This is a genomic window from Microbulbifer sp. TYP-18 (assembly GCF_040932045.1).
Classification (GTDB): Bacteria; Pseudomonadota; Gammaproteobacteria; order Pseudomonadales; family Cellvibrionaceae; genus Microbulbifer.
The window spans coordinates 73,698-87,152 of record NZ_JBFRBC010000013.1 but is presented as its reverse complement, the minus strand read 5'-3'; the positions used below and the strand labels follow the sequence as shown (position 1 = coordinate 87,152).

Here is a 13,455-nt window from a genome sequence, read left to right as displayed (position 1 = left end):
AGTGGCCAGACCAGCCGGCAACAGCAGTCAGGCGGGATCCGCAAGCAACCGCCTGACCGGAGCGAAGCTGCGCCGGTGAATGGGGCTGGGGCCCAGGCGCTTCAGCGCCTCCCGGTGCACTCTGGTTGGGTAGCCTTTATGCCCCGCCAGACCATACCCCGGATATTGATCGTCCAGGGTGATCATCTCCCGGTCGCGGGTCACCTTGGCCAGAATCGAGGCGGCGGCGATAGCCGCCACCCGGCTATCACCTTTCACCACTGTCTCGCACGGGTAGGACCAGTCCGGCTTGCGATTCCCGTCCACCAGCACATACTCGGGCTGAGTATCCAGCTGCTCTACCGCGCGCCGCATCGCCAGCAGACTTGCGTGCAATATGTTGAGCCGGTCAATCTCCGCCACCGACGCCCGCGCTACGGCAAAACTGAGGGCGCGCTCGCCGATCAGCTCAAACAGTTGCTCGCGCTTTTTTTTACTCAGTTTTTTCGAATCCGCAAGCCCCTCGATAGGTCTGTCCGGATCGAGCACGACTGCCGCCGCAACCACATCCCCTGCCAGTGGCCCGCGACCCACCTCATCGACACCGGCGAGCAAAGTGCCACCATAGGCGCACTCATAGGGACCCGGGCCCAATACACTGGATTGAACAGCCATTTCCTCAGTTGTCCTTTTGACTGCCTCGATCAACCAACTGGCACAGCGCCTGAGCCGCGCGGCTGGAGGCATCGCGACGCAGCTGCTGGTGAAGGTCGTCAAACTCCCGCTGCAGCTGATCGCACAACAGCGGATCGTCAAAATAATTCAGCAATGCGGCGCCGAGATTTTCAGCGGTGGCGTTCTCCTGCAATATTTCGGGCACCAGCTCACGCTGTGCCAGGAGATTCGGCAATGCCACCCAATCGGTGTGCAGCATCCGGGAGAAAATAGCGTGGGACAAGCGGGCCATCTTGTAGGCCACCACCATGGGTTTCTTTAGCAGCAGGGCTTCCAGGGTGGCAGTACCGGAGGCGATCAATATATTATCTGCCGCCGCCAGTGCCTTGTGCGACTGACCCCGAAGCAGCGTCACCGGCAGGTCCGCAAACGCTTCCAGCTGCGCGGCCAGCTCCCGGTAGCGCTGTTCACTGGCGGCGGGCATCACGAACTTCAGTTCCGGCCGCCGCTGGTGACACCAGCGGGCACTATGCAAAAACAGCGGTCCCAGCAGGCGCACCTCACCGCCGCGGCTGCCCGGCAACAGGGCGATCAGTTTATCATCGACGGCAAAACCCAGTTCGCGCTTCGCCACCGCCGCATCCACGTGTAAAGGTATGTCATCGGCCAAAGGGTGGCCGACAAAGGTCACCGGTACCTTATGCTGGCGGTAAAAATCCGCCTCAAAGGGCAGCAGTGTCAGCATATGATCGACGGCGCGGGAGATTTTTTTGATGCGCCCGGCACGCCAGGCCCAAACCGACGGGCTCACATAGTGGACAGTGGGAATTCCCGCTGATTTCAGCGACCTCTCCAGGGAGAGATTAAAGTCCGGCGAATCGATACCCACAAACACATCCGGAGGATCGGCGAGAAACTGCTCACGCAGTGAGCGGCGAATCCTGAGCAGCTCCGGCAGACGCTTCAGCGGTTCCACCAACCCCATCACCGACAGGCGCTCCATGGGAAACAGTGTCTCCGCACCCAGCTCCAGCATGCGCGGCCCCGCTATCCCTCGCACCTCTACCCGGGCGAAGCGCCGCTGCAGGGCAGCGATCAGTCCGGCACCGAGAATGTCACCGGAAGCCTCACCGGCTACCATACCGATACGCAAGGTGTCGCCAGCTACACTCATGGGCACATCAGCGGACAATGCCGCGACTGGAGGAAGTCAGGGAATCGATCCAGGGCTGAATCACCGGTGATTGTTCGCGCAGCTCCCCCAGTGCATCCAGTGCTTCCTGCATGGTGAGCCCACGGCGATAGACGACTTTGTAGGCCTTGTTGATCCACGCAATGTCCTCACGTGAAAAACCGCGGCGGCGCAGCCCTTCGGCATTGATGGTTTTCGCCTCGGCGGGATTGCCGGCCACCATCACGTAGGCGGGAACATCCTTGCCGATGGCAGCCCCCATGCCGGTAAATGCGTGTTCGCCGATAGTGCAGTACTGATGCACCAGGCTAAATCCGCTCAGGATCGCCCAGTCCCGCACCTCCACATGACCCGCCAGTGCCACATTGTTGACCAGCACTGTATTGTTGCGGATCAGGCTGTCGTGACCCACATGGGCATAGGCCATGATCAGATTGTCATTTCCGATGGTGGTTTCACCCCGGTCCTGCACAGTGCCGCGGTGAATAGTGACACCCTCGCGGATCACATTGTTGTCGCCAATCACCAGGGTGGTTTCCTCGCCCTGATACTTCTTATCCGGGGTGTCCTGGCCTACGGATGCAAACTGGTAAATGCGGTTATTTCTGCCGAGCCTGGTAGGTCCACTGAGCACGACGTGGGAGGCGATTTCACAGCCATCGCCAATATCCACACCGGGGCCCACGATACTGTAGGGCCCGACACTCACCCCCGCACCCAGTGTTGCCGACGGGTCGACAATAGCCGTGGGGTGGATATTCGTCTGCATTCTGCGACCTACTCCTACAAGGCTGAAAAACCCGGAACCCGCGCTCTGCGCGAAGATAGAAGCACTGCCATAGCCACTGCACCGGCCGGCAACTTTTTAATTTATCAATCCGGCAATCCACCAGGTAATCCCTCACCCATTGGATTACCGCCCCTGGAAATCAGCGCAATTACGCGGAATCGCTTGCTTTCCAAGGGCCCACGCCGACCTTTGGCCGCCACATCCCTGTGCCCTATTAACCGGGCAACTTATCCAGCTGTCGGGTCAATAGTTAGCCGTGAATCACACCTGCTTCACAGCACAGAGTACATTCGCTGTGGTCGCCAGCTCACCATCGACACTCGCCTTGCAGGCAAACTTCCAGATGCCGCGGCGCTCAGATACCACTTCGGACTCCAGCTGTAAACGGTCACCTGGGACCACCTGGCGCTTGAAACGCACGTCGTCAATACCGCCAAACAGATACAGGTATCCGTCCTCCGGCTTCTGGCCAAGGGTCTTGAAGCCGAGGATGCCGGACACCTGCGCCAATGCCTCGACAATCATAACACCGGGGAAAATAGGCACTTCGGGAAAATGCCCGTTGAATACCTCTTCATTCACGGAGATATTCTTATAGCCCTTGATGTACTTCCCCTCTTCCAGCTCAACCACGCGGTCCACCAGCAGAAACGGGTAGCGGTGTGGCAGGTATTGACGAATTTCGCGAACATCCATCATTCCAAAAACCCCCAGAAACCACTTCGGGGCGCAACACGCCCCGAACAGACAAACTTCATCAATTATCAACCGGCGTTGAAGCTGGTCAACTCCCATCCTCCAAGGGCTGCGCCTCAGTGGATGCCCCCGGCCCCAGTTGCTCGAGCCGCTGTTCAACTTCGCGCAGACGTCTCGCCATCTGATCCAGCTGCGTATACCGCACTGCATTCTTACGCCACTTGCGACTGTCGGAGAACGGTGTGCCGCTGGAGTAGGATCCAGCACTATCGATCGACTTGGTCACCAGTGTCATGGCGCTTATATGAACACCATCCGCCACGGTCACATGGCCGACGACCCCAGCACCACCTGCGATAGTGCAGTGCTTTCCGATTACCGCACTGCCCGCCATTGCAGCACAAGCAGCGATGGCTGAGTAGTCACCAATTTGTACATTGTGCGCGATTTGCACTTGATTGTCGATCTTCACCCCACGCCCAATGACAGTGTTGCCAAGTGCACCCCGGTCGATACAGGTACAAGCGCCCACTTCCACTTCATCACCAATTTCCACCGAGCCCAGCTGATGAATCTTGACCCAACGGCGCTGGTGGGGAGCAAAGCCAAAGCCGTCGGCTCCAATTACCGCCTGACTGTGAATGATGCAGTTCCGGCCAAGAATGCAGTCGTGGTAAAGCGTTACACTCCCGTGCAGACGGCTGCCATCACCAATCTCGCTGCCGGCGCCAATGACACAGTTTGGCCCTATGACAACATTAGCCCCCAAACGTGCGCGGGCTTCAATCACCGCACCCGGTCCGACACTGGCACTGGAATCCACTATCGCCTGCGGGTGGACCACCGCCGAGGGATGGACACCGGAATTGATCGGCGGCGCACAAACAAACAGCGCTGTGGCTTGTGCAAATGCATGGTAAGGATCGTCAACCACCAGCGCCGATACCGGGCATTCATCCACCCAGTCAGCTCGCAACAACACCGCCGCAGCGCGGGTGCCGGGGAGAAACCGCCGGTAACTGGCGCTGGCCAGGAAAGAGACCTCCGAGGGCCTCGCTTCCGGCAGAGTGTTGAGCCCGGATATTTCCTGTGCCGGGTCTGCTTCAGGCACGAGACGCAGGTCCGCACCAAGCTCCCGCGCCAGCCGGGACAGGGGCAGTTTTTGTATCATTTAAGCGGTGCGCCGACTATTACTTGTCGGCATTCATCCGCTCAACCACTGCCGCCGTCAGGTTAACTTGCGGGCCAGCATAGTAGGCGGAATTGGCATCCAACACCAGGTCCAGCATCTGCTCTTTGATGATGGCATTCAGCGCAGCCTGCGCTTTGGGAGCCATCTCCCGTTGAATCTCCTGGCCCACCTGCCCTTCCAAAGCCCGCAGTTTTTTCGCCACTGTATCAAAGTCCGAACGCTTGAAATTTACCTTGCGCTGGTATTCCGCCTTCTGCTCGTCGGACCAGGTCATGCCATTTTTTTGCATATCTTCAGCCAGCTTCTGAACCTCTGCACGAATCGACTCGGCATCGCTCTGCAATTTGGAATACTCGGAGCTGGTTTTCATGGCATTCACTTTCGACTTGGCCATTTCGGTGCTCATAATGGCAGCCTGTAAATTGAATACCGCCACCTTGCTCTGTGCCGCGGCCACCCCGGACAGCAAAATACCTGTCACCAGCACTGCGATAATTTTTACGGAATTAAGCACTTTCAGTTCTCCATAGTTGCTTTTCTTACAATTGTCGAGTCGCATTTCGCATTCAGCGTTAGAGCGCAAAAAGCGCATTGCCACGGCGGCCACACCCTCTTAAAAACTATTTCCCAGTGAGAATTGGAATACCTCCACCTCATCTTCCTCGTTCTTCTCCAGTGCCTTGGCCAGGCTGAAAGTCAGCGGACCAAACCCTGTAATCCAGGTCAGGCCGATGCCCGCGGAAACATTGATATGATTGAGGTCGACATCATAGCAATTGAGCTGCGTAGCACCGCAGCTGGTATCAAATACGTTGCCGGCATCGATAAAGAAGGCGGATTGCATAGAGCGTTGATCCTTGACGAACGGCAGTGGAAATATCACCTCGGCACTGCCCTCAATCAGGATGTTGCCGCCAAAGGGATCAGGATCCTGGAATTGGGAAGTCACCTCCAATTCCCCAGCATTGGCATTCTGCACATAGCAGTTGGTAACGAAGCCCTCGGCGTCCACCTCACACGGGTTAATCCTATACTGCTGGAAAGGTGTCGACCGTGGGCCCAACGAATTGCGCTCGAAACCGCGCACAGAACCAAAGCCACCGGCGTAGAAATTTTGAAAAAATGGCAATTCTGTGGTGGTGCCATAGCTGTCTGCATAACCCAGCCTGGTGCGCAGACGCAACGTCAGATCCCTGGTCAGGGGGCGGAAATACTGGCCGGTATAGATAAGCTTATAGTACTCCAGGTCGCCACCGGGCAAAGTAAACTCGAACGACATACGCTGGGAAGTGCCGCGCGTGGCGAGAATACCGCGGTTGAGGGTGGAGCGGGCATAGGAGCCGGTCACGGAAAGGGAATCGAATGTGTCGCCATTCAAATCGATAAAGCCATCCGGGCTCGTATTGAGCAGTGCCGGATCTAGAGGCTCGCTAAGATTCAGTGCCTCTCCCTCTTCCACCGCCTCTTCCAACTCGGCGTTGATGGTAGCGAGATCGGACGATAAAACCACACCGTCCAAACCTTCGATGGGCACCGGGCTATCCCGGATTTCCTTGACTGGAAAATCGCCGACACCCAGTTCCAGGTGACTGAAACCTAGATTCAGACCAATCCGGGAAATCTCCGAGATTGGGTAGCCAAAACTCAGGCTGGCACCATACCTTGTGCTGTTATAGTTGGTAACGCCAAGCTCGGAATAATCCTGCTCCTGATAATAAATAGAGAAACCGCGACTGACCCCGTCCGGGGTAAAATAGGGATCCGTATAGGAGAAATTCAACGCTGTCTGAAACCGCGAGGTATTGACCGCCACACCCACCGATTTGCCAGTGCCAAGCCAGTTGTTCTCCTGAATGTTGGCACCTAGCACCAGACCGCTGTTTTGGGCATAACCAACAGTACCGCCAATGCTGCCGGAGGGCTGTTCCTCCACCGTATACTCCACATCGATTTGATCGGAAGTTCCGGGTACTTCCGTGGTTTCGACCTGTACCTCCTTAAAGTAACCCAGGCGCTCCAGGCGGACCTTGGACTGTTCGATACGCGCTGACGACGCGGAGGAGGACTCCATCTGGCGCATTTCCCTGCGCAACACCTCGTCGGAGGTACGGGTATTGCCGCGAAAATTGATGCGCCGCACATAGGCGCGCTTGCCCGGGTCGATAAAGAAGGTCACCTTGACCGTCTTGTCTTCTTCGTTGGGTTCCGGGATACCGTTCACCTCGGCGAAGGTGTAACCCTCGTTGCCGAGGCGCTTGGTGATATAGTCGGATGTGGTAGTCATCAATACCTGGGAGAAGGTCTGTCCCTCCCGCACCAACAATAGGCGCTGGATTTCCTCTTCCGGGACCACCGGGTCCCCGGCCAGGTCGACCTCACTCACCGTATAGACATCGCCTTCGCTGACATTGACAGTGATAAACACACTGCGCTTGTCCGGGCTCAGTGAAACCTGGGTGGAGTCGATGCGGAACTCGAGATAGCCCCGGTCCAAGTAAAAGGACTCCAGCCGCTCCAGGTCGCCGGTGAGTTTCTCGCGGGAATACTTGTCGTCGCTGCGCAGCCAGGATAGCCACCCGGTAGTTTGCAGCTCGAAGATCTCGCCCAGTTCCTCGTCCGAGAAAGCCGTGTTACCGACGATATTAATATGCTTGATCGCGGCTACGGAGCCTTCGTCCACAACCACTTTGAGTTCGACCTGATTGCGCGGCAGCTCCTTCACCTCGGTGGTCACACTGGCTCCGTAGCGGCCCTGAGCGACATACTGACGCTCCAGCTCCTGGGCCAGCCCCTCCAGTGTGGCGCGTTTGAAAATCTGGCCTTCCGCGAGACCGTTTTCCTCCATCCCCTTGAGCAGATCCTCGGTCTTGATAGCCTTGTTGCCGGTAATCTCTATTTTTGAAATTGCCGGTCTTTCGCGCACCGTGACAACCAGGACGCCGTTTTCGCGGCCGATCTGAATATCCTGGAAATAGCCGGTGCGAAACAGGGCGCGGGTGGCACTCTGAATCTCCAGGCTTTCGATCTGGTCTCCCACGCGCACCGGCAGGGCGGCAAACACTGTGCCGGCAGACACCCGCTGCAGACCCTCGACACGGATGTCGTTGACCACAAACGATTGCGCCAAAGCACTGATGGGCAACGCCAGCCCCAGCGAGGCCGCTTTGAGAAAATCTTTCATCTAGTAAATCCGACTTTTTATTCGCAATTCCACTGACAGTCCAAACCAACCCGGCAGGGCCCTAGTTTCCATCACTATCTCTACAAACTGCGCGGTTTCAGGCTACCCGGAGGAGTATCGCGCTATACCTGCGGGGCCCGTCAAAGGCGCAATATATCGTTGTACAGGGCCAGCCCCATGATTCCGAGCACCAGCACCATCCCAACCTGCAGCCCGATCACCTGCACCCGCTCTGATACCGGCGAGCCTTTGATTGCCTCAATACAATAGTAAAGAAGGTGACCACCATCGAGGATGGGGATTGGCAGCAGGTTGATCACTCCCAGGCTGATGCTCAGTAATGCCAGCAGTGACAGGAACGACTGCCATCCGGCGTCGGCAGAAGTGCCCGCCACTTTAGCAATGGTGATTGGGCCGCTCAAGTTTCGGGTGGAGAGCTGCCCCAAAATCAGTTTCTTCAGGCTGCTGAGGGTAAACTGGGTCTTGTCCCAGGTTTCCTGCAACCCCTTGCTCAAGGCACCGAAAACACCATAGTGATAGGTGCGAATCCACTCCGGGGGCCATTCCTCTCCTCTCGGCAATACACCGATGCGGCCGATGGTGTCACCGTTGTCCAGCGTGACCGGCTCCGGCGTGACCGTCAATAACTGACGCTCACCGTGGCGATCCAGCGCCACCTGCAACGCCTGTCCAGGTCGCGCGCGCAAATACTTGGTCCAGTCACTCCAGTCGTCGAACGGCTCGCCATCGGTGGCCAAAATTTTATCCCCCGGGCGCAACCCCGCCAGTTCGGCCGGACTGTCAGCGGTGACTTCCGCAAGGGTCATGGTGATATCGGGAGTCCACAGCTGAACACCAATTTCCCCCAGCGGGTCGGCCACTTCCCGCCCCGCCAGCCAGCGCCGGATATCGGCAGCTGAGTGGTATTCCAGGTTGGAGTCCGCATAGCGCACGGTAAATTCAATCCTGCCAGTGTCCCCCAGGCGGTTGGCCAAACGCCAGTTCAGCGCCTGCCAGGTGGGTGTCGGCTTGCCGTCCACGGCGATAATCTCCTGGCCGGCTTCCAGTCCCGCGGCGGCGGCGACAGAGCCCGGCTGAACCCCCGCCACTATGGGAACCGGGCCCGCAGTACCACCCATGAATACAAACCAGAAGAGTACCGCGGCCAGCAGGAAGTTGGCCGCCGGACCCGCGGCGGCAATGGCCATCCGGGCCCATACACTCTTGCGGTTGAAGGCCTGTTCCAACTGGTCCTGAGGCACCGGCCCCTCCCGCTCGTCCAGCATCTTGACGTAGCCGCCGAGGGGGATCAGTGACAGGGCATATTCAGTGCCCCGACGGTCGTAGCGGGACAGCAACCGGCGCCCGAACCCCACCGAGAAGCGCAGCACCTTGACGCCGCACAGTCGCGCCACCAGAAAGTGTCCCAGCTCGTGAAAAGAGACCAGCACTCCGAAGGCCAGAAGCGCCCAGATTACTTTTTGCAAAACATCCATAATTTGGCCAGAAGCTCACTCAGTTGCAGATATGCGCCACCAGGGGTGCGTCGATATGCAATCATATGGGTCAAACGGCGCCAAGTACCTCCAGCGCCAACTCGCGCGCTCTGCAATCCGCTGTTTCGACTGCATCCAGCCCTGTCAGTTCAACGGCTTCTGCGCGCTCCAGGACCCGCTCTATCACCGCGGGGATGCCGGTAAACGCCAACTGGCCCCGCAGAAAGGCCTCCACCGCGACTTCATTGGCTGCATTCAAGCTGGTGGGAGCGCTGCCGCCGGCACTCATGGCGTCCCTCGCCAGCCCCAGGCAGGGGAAGCGTCCCATGTCCGGCGCCTCGAAATCCAGGCGTCCCAAAGCCACCAGGTCCATAGCCGCAACGCCGCTGTCTATGCGCTCCGGAAACGCCAGCCCGTGGGCGATCGGGGTCCGCATATCCGGGTTGCCCAATTGCGCCAGCACCGAACCATCGCGGTATTGCACCATAGAGTGCACGATACTCTGGGGGTGAACCACCACTTCGATTTGCTCCGGGCCGGCGCCAAACAACAGACAGGCCTCGATGAATTCCAGCCCTTTGTTCATCATGGTGGCAGAATCCACCGAAATCTTGCGCCCCATGGACCAGTTGGGATGGGCGCAGGCCTCATCGGGCGTGACCCGGTGCAGATCATCGTTCACCCTTGTCCGGAAGGGTCCCCCGGACGCGGTGAGCAGGATCTTCTCCACGCCGACGGATTCCAGGCTGCCGCAGGGCTGCGGCAGACACTGGAAAATCGCATTGTGCTCACTGTCGATGGGCAGCAGTTGCGCACCACTGGCATTCAGCGCGCGCATAAACACAGGGCCGGCCATCACCAGTGACTCTTTGTTGGCCAGCAGGACCTTTTTACCCGCTTCGACTGCTGCCAGTGTCGGCCGCAAACCGGCGGCACCGACAATGGCGGCCATCACTGTGTCCACCTCCGGATCTGCCGCCACCCGGCACAATCCCTCGACACCACAGAGGACCTGGGTGTCCAGTTCAGCACCGCGCAGTAACTGGCGCAGCTCCTCGGCGCCCTGCTCGGTGGCCGCGACGGCGAAGCGGGGTGCGTAGCGACGGCACTGTTGCGCCAGTTCGGCGATACGCTTGCCGGCGGTGAGGGCAAAGACGGAATAGCGCTGCGGATGGCGCGCCAGCACATCCAGCGTGCTGGTGCCGATGGAACCGGTGGAACCGAGTACCACCACTGACTGAACTACTGCGGGCTGCATGGCGCTTACTTACCTCGCGGGCCTCTCATTGCAAGGGTACAAGTGCACGATTCACAGGTATTTGGGCAGTTCCGCCGCCAGTGCCGCCAGGGTAAACACCGGCAGCGCCGCGGAAAGGCTGTCCAAACGATCCAGCACACCACCGTGTCCCGGCAGGATACCGCTGCTGTCCTTGATACCCCGATGGCGCTTCAACATGCTCTCCACCAGGTCCCCGATCACCGAAGCCAGTGCCGTCACCAGAATGCCGAAGCAAAACAGCAGTGTATTTTTAAGCGGCAGTTCCAGTAGCAGGGAAACCGCCAGCGCCAGTATCAGGCAGGTGGCCAGGCCGCCGGCGAAGCCCTCCCAGGATTTGCCCGGGCTCACCTCCCGCGCCAACTTGTGCCTGCCGAAGCGGCGCCCTACAAAATAGGCTCCCACATCGGCACACACCACCACTGCCACCACGAACAAGACCAGCCAGGCACCGTGGTCCTGGCCGCGCAAAATCACCACGGACAACCAGGCCGGAACCAGCACCACCAGGCCGATCAGGCCGCGCGCCCAGCGGTTGCCCCACAGCATGGCACTGGCGGGATAGCTCTGCACCCAGAGGAACGCCAGCGCCCACCAGCCGCAGGCAACAGCGAGGATCTGCCGCGCGCGATCGGTATCGGGATTGCCAAAATCAAATCCAAACACATGGCGGGCAGTCACCATAAGGGCGATGCCGAGAGCGGCGAGAAAGACCAGGCGCAGGGCGCGATTGAGATTGGACAGGTTGGCCCACTCCCACCCCCCCACCAGGATCACCGCCACGGTGACCACAGAAAACCACTGGATGGGCAGGAGGAACAGGGCCCCGAGAAACAAGAAAACCAACACCAGCGCAGTAATTATTCTTTGTTTTAGCACCGTTATACCCTTCGTTGTTTAAAGCTCTTGGTGTCGGGCATCCGCGCCAGCCTACTGTCGTCACCGCGGCCACCGAAGCGTCGCTCCCGCGCGCGGAAGGACTCGATGGCCGCATCCAGCTCGCGTTCGCCAAAGTCGGGCCACAACGCAGGTGTAAAGTAAAATTCGCTGTAAGCCGCCTGCCACAAGATAAAGTTACTGATACGCTGTTCGCCACTGGAACGAATCAGCAGATCCACGGGCGGGAGGTCCGCCAGTTGCAGATGCGCTGCCACAGCCTGCTCAGTGATGGAGTCCGGTGTGCGCTGTCCCGACGCCACCTCCGCGGCCAAAGCCCGCGCAGCCTGGGTCATATCCCACTGCCCCCCGTAGTCCGCCGCGATCACCAGGTTGCCCCGCTCGCCATCGCGGGTGATCCGCTCCGCCTCGGCAATAGCCTTCTGCAGGCGCCCTGAAAAACGGTCGCGCCGGCCAATGACCCGCAACCGCACTCCCTCCTCGCTCATGCGCAGGGCCTCTTTGCGCAGATAGGAGTGAAACAGCCCCATCAGCAACTCCACCTCCTGGGGTGGGCGCCGCCAGTTTTCGCTGGAAAAGGCGAACAGTGTCAGCGCCTCTACAGCGCGCTCCCTGCACGCGGACACCAGATCGCGTATGCGCTCGACACCCGCCTTGTGGCCCGCCGAGGGCGGCAATCCCCTCCGGGCGGCCCAGCGGCCATTGCCGTCCATAATAATGGCGATGTGGCGCGGACCGGGCGGCACAACCTCGCCGCAACCACTGCCCCCCATCAGATTTCCATCAGGTCTTTTTCTTTTGCCGCCAGCTTTAAGTCCACATCGGCAACGTATTTGTCGGTAATCTTCTGGATTTCGTCCGCAGCGCGGCGCTCATCGTCTTCCGAGATCTCTTTTTCTTTTTCCAGCGCCTTGATCTCAGCCAGCGCATCGCGGCGCACATTGCGTATGGAGACACGCGCTGTCTCCGCCTCGCCCTTGGCCTCGCGGATAAAACCCTTGCGGGTCTCTTCGGTCAACATTGGCATTGGAATGCGGATCACCGATCCCGCGGTACTCGGATTCAGTCCCAGGTCAGACTTCATGATCGCTTTTTCGATCTCCGGCACCAGGCCCTTTTCCCAGGGGGTCACGGACAGGGTGCGGGCGTCCTCCACCTTGATAGCGGCGACCTGGGACAGCGGCGTCTCGGAGCCGTAGTAGGAAATACGGATACTGTCGAGGAGGCTCGGGTGCGCGCGGCCAGTGCGGATTTTGTTGAAATTGCCGGCCAGCGCGTCCAGAGTCTTGTCCATGCGCCCTTTGGCGCTTTTTTTAATATCTTCGATCACTGTTTCACTTCCTCCTCGATTAGCGTGCCCTCTTCACCGCCCACCACGATATTGAGCAGTGCGCCCGCCTTGTTCATACGGAAAACCCGCACGGGCAGGTTGTTGTCGCGACACAGACAGATTGCGGTCAGATCCATAACCCCCAGCTTCTTGTCCAGCACCTGGTCGAAGGTCAGGCGGTCAAAGCGCTTCGCACTGGCATCCAGCACCGGATCGGCGGAGTAGACACCATCCACTTTGGTAGCCTTGAGCACCAGCTCCGCATCTATCTCAATCCCCCGCAGGCAGGCCGCGGAGTCGGTGGTAAAGAAGGGGTTGCCGGTTCCCGCCGCGAAAATCAGTACTTCGCCGCGCTCCAGGAAGCGGATGGCCGCGCGGCGGTCATAGTGATCGACTATGCCACTCATCTGAATAGAGGACATAACCCGCGACGAGATATCGGAGCGCTCCAGTGCGTCGCGCAGAGCCAGGGCATTCATCACCGTGGCCAGCATTCCCATATGGTCCCCGGTAACTCGGTCCAGGCCGGCCGCGTGTAAGGCGGCACCGCGAAACAGATTGCCGCCGCCCACGACCAGCCCGATCTGCACCCCGATACCCACCAGCTGCCCCAACTCCAGGGCCATCTTGTCCAGCACTTTGGGACTGATCCCGAAGCCCTGATCCCCCATCAGCTCTTCCCCGCTGAGCTTCAACAAAATTCGCTTGTACTTGCGGTCTTTGACTCCGGGCATCCTCTCGGTCCTCTCGT

At 59.2% G+C, this 13,455-nt stretch carries 13 protein-coding genes; all 13 read right to left on the bottom strand.

The genetic code is table 11. The features are described from left to right. Nucleotides 1–27: 27 nt before the first annotated feature. The 13 genes from rnhB to pyrH all read right to left on the bottom strand — a co-directional run bounded on the left by rnhB (nt 28) and on the right by pyrH (nt 13,438). Complete coding sequence (rnhB, locus tag ABVT36_RS11860; protein ID WP_368456773.1) at nt 28–654, bottom strand: ribonuclease HII; 627 nt, start codon at nt 652–654, stop codon at nt 28–30. Nucleotides 655–658: 4 nt separating this feature from the next. Then, complete coding sequence (lpxB, locus tag ABVT36_RS11855; protein WP_368456772.1) at nt 659–1,828, bottom strand: lipid-A-disaccharide synthase; 1,170 nt, start codon at nt 1,826–1,828, stop codon at nt 659–661. 7 nt (nt 1,829–1,835) lie between these two features. Continuing rightward, a complete protein-coding gene (lpxA, locus tag ABVT36_RS11850; protein WP_368456771.1) occupies nt 1,836–2,615 on the bottom strand; it encodes an acyl-ACP--UDP-N-acetylglucosamine O-acyltransferase in 780 nt (259 codons plus the stop codon). Between the two features lie 282 nt (nt 2,616–2,897). Further along, entirely contained in the window at nt 2,898–3,335 is a 438-nt protein-coding gene (fabZ, locus tag ABVT36_RS11845; protein ID WP_368456770.1) for a 3-hydroxyacyl-ACP dehydratase FabZ, read from the bottom strand. Between the two features lie 85 nt (nt 3,336–3,420). Next, on the bottom strand, nt 3,421–4,503 hold the full coding sequence (gene lpxD, locus ABVT36_RS11840; RefSeq protein WP_368456769.1) for a UDP-3-O-(3-hydroxymyristoyl)glucosamine N-acyltransferase: 1,083 nt from the start codon (nt 4,501–4,503) through the stop codon (nt 3,421–3,423). A gap of 19 nt (nt 4,504–4,522) precedes the next feature. Beyond that, complete coding sequence (locus tag ABVT36_RS11835; RefSeq protein WP_367150190.1) at nt 4,523–5,038, bottom strand: OmpH family outer membrane protein; 516 nt, start codon at nt 5,036–5,038, stop codon at nt 4,523–4,525. A gap of 99 nt (nt 5,039–5,137) precedes the next feature. Continuing rightward, a complete protein-coding gene (gene bamA, locus ABVT36_RS11830; RefSeq protein ID WP_368456768.1) occupies nt 5,138–7,705 on the bottom strand; it encodes an outer membrane protein assembly factor BamA in 2,568 nt (855 codons plus the stop codon). 140 nt (nt 7,706–7,845) lie between these two features. Next, nucleotides 7,846–9,201: an RIP metalloprotease RseP gene (gene rseP / locus ABVT36_RS11825; protein WP_368456767.1), complete on the bottom strand. Its 1,356-nt coding sequence runs from the start codon at nt 9,199–9,201 to the stop codon at nt 7,846–7,848. A 70-nt stretch (nt 9,202–9,271) separates the two neighbouring features. Then, nucleotides 9,272–10,459 carry a 1-deoxy-D-xylulose-5-phosphate reductoisomerase gene (gene ispC, locus ABVT36_RS11820; protein ID WP_368456766.1) on the bottom strand — a complete coding sequence of 396 codons (1,188 nt, stop codon included), beginning with the start codon at nt 10,457–10,459 and terminating at the stop codon, nt 9,272–9,274. 51 nt (nt 10,460–10,510) lie between these two features. Beyond that, complete coding sequence (locus ABVT36_RS11815; protein WP_368456765.1) at nt 10,511–11,356, bottom strand: phosphatidate cytidylyltransferase; 846 nt, start codon at nt 11,354–11,356, stop codon at nt 10,511–10,513. A 2-nt stretch (nt 11,357–11,358) separates the two neighbouring features. Further along, a complete protein-coding gene (gene uppS / locus ABVT36_RS11810) occupies nt 11,359–12,147 on the bottom strand; it encodes a polyprenyl diphosphate synthase (RefSeq protein ID WP_368456764.1) in 789 nt (262 codons plus the stop codon). Next, a complete protein-coding gene (gene frr, locus ABVT36_RS11805; protein ID WP_368456763.1) occupies nt 12,147–12,704 on the bottom strand; it encodes a ribosome recycling factor in 558 nt (185 codons plus the stop codon). Before frr ends, uppS begins: the two co-directional genes overlap by 1 nt. Continuing rightward, nucleotides 12,701–13,438 (bottom strand): UMP kinase, encoded by a 738-nt coding sequence (gene pyrH, locus ABVT36_RS11800; RefSeq protein WP_367150197.1) that lies wholly within the window; start codon nt 13,436–13,438, stop codon nt 12,701–12,703. The genes frr and pyrH overlap by 4 nt, the downstream gene beginning before the upstream one ends. Nucleotides 13,439–13,455 lie beyond the last annotated feature (17 nt).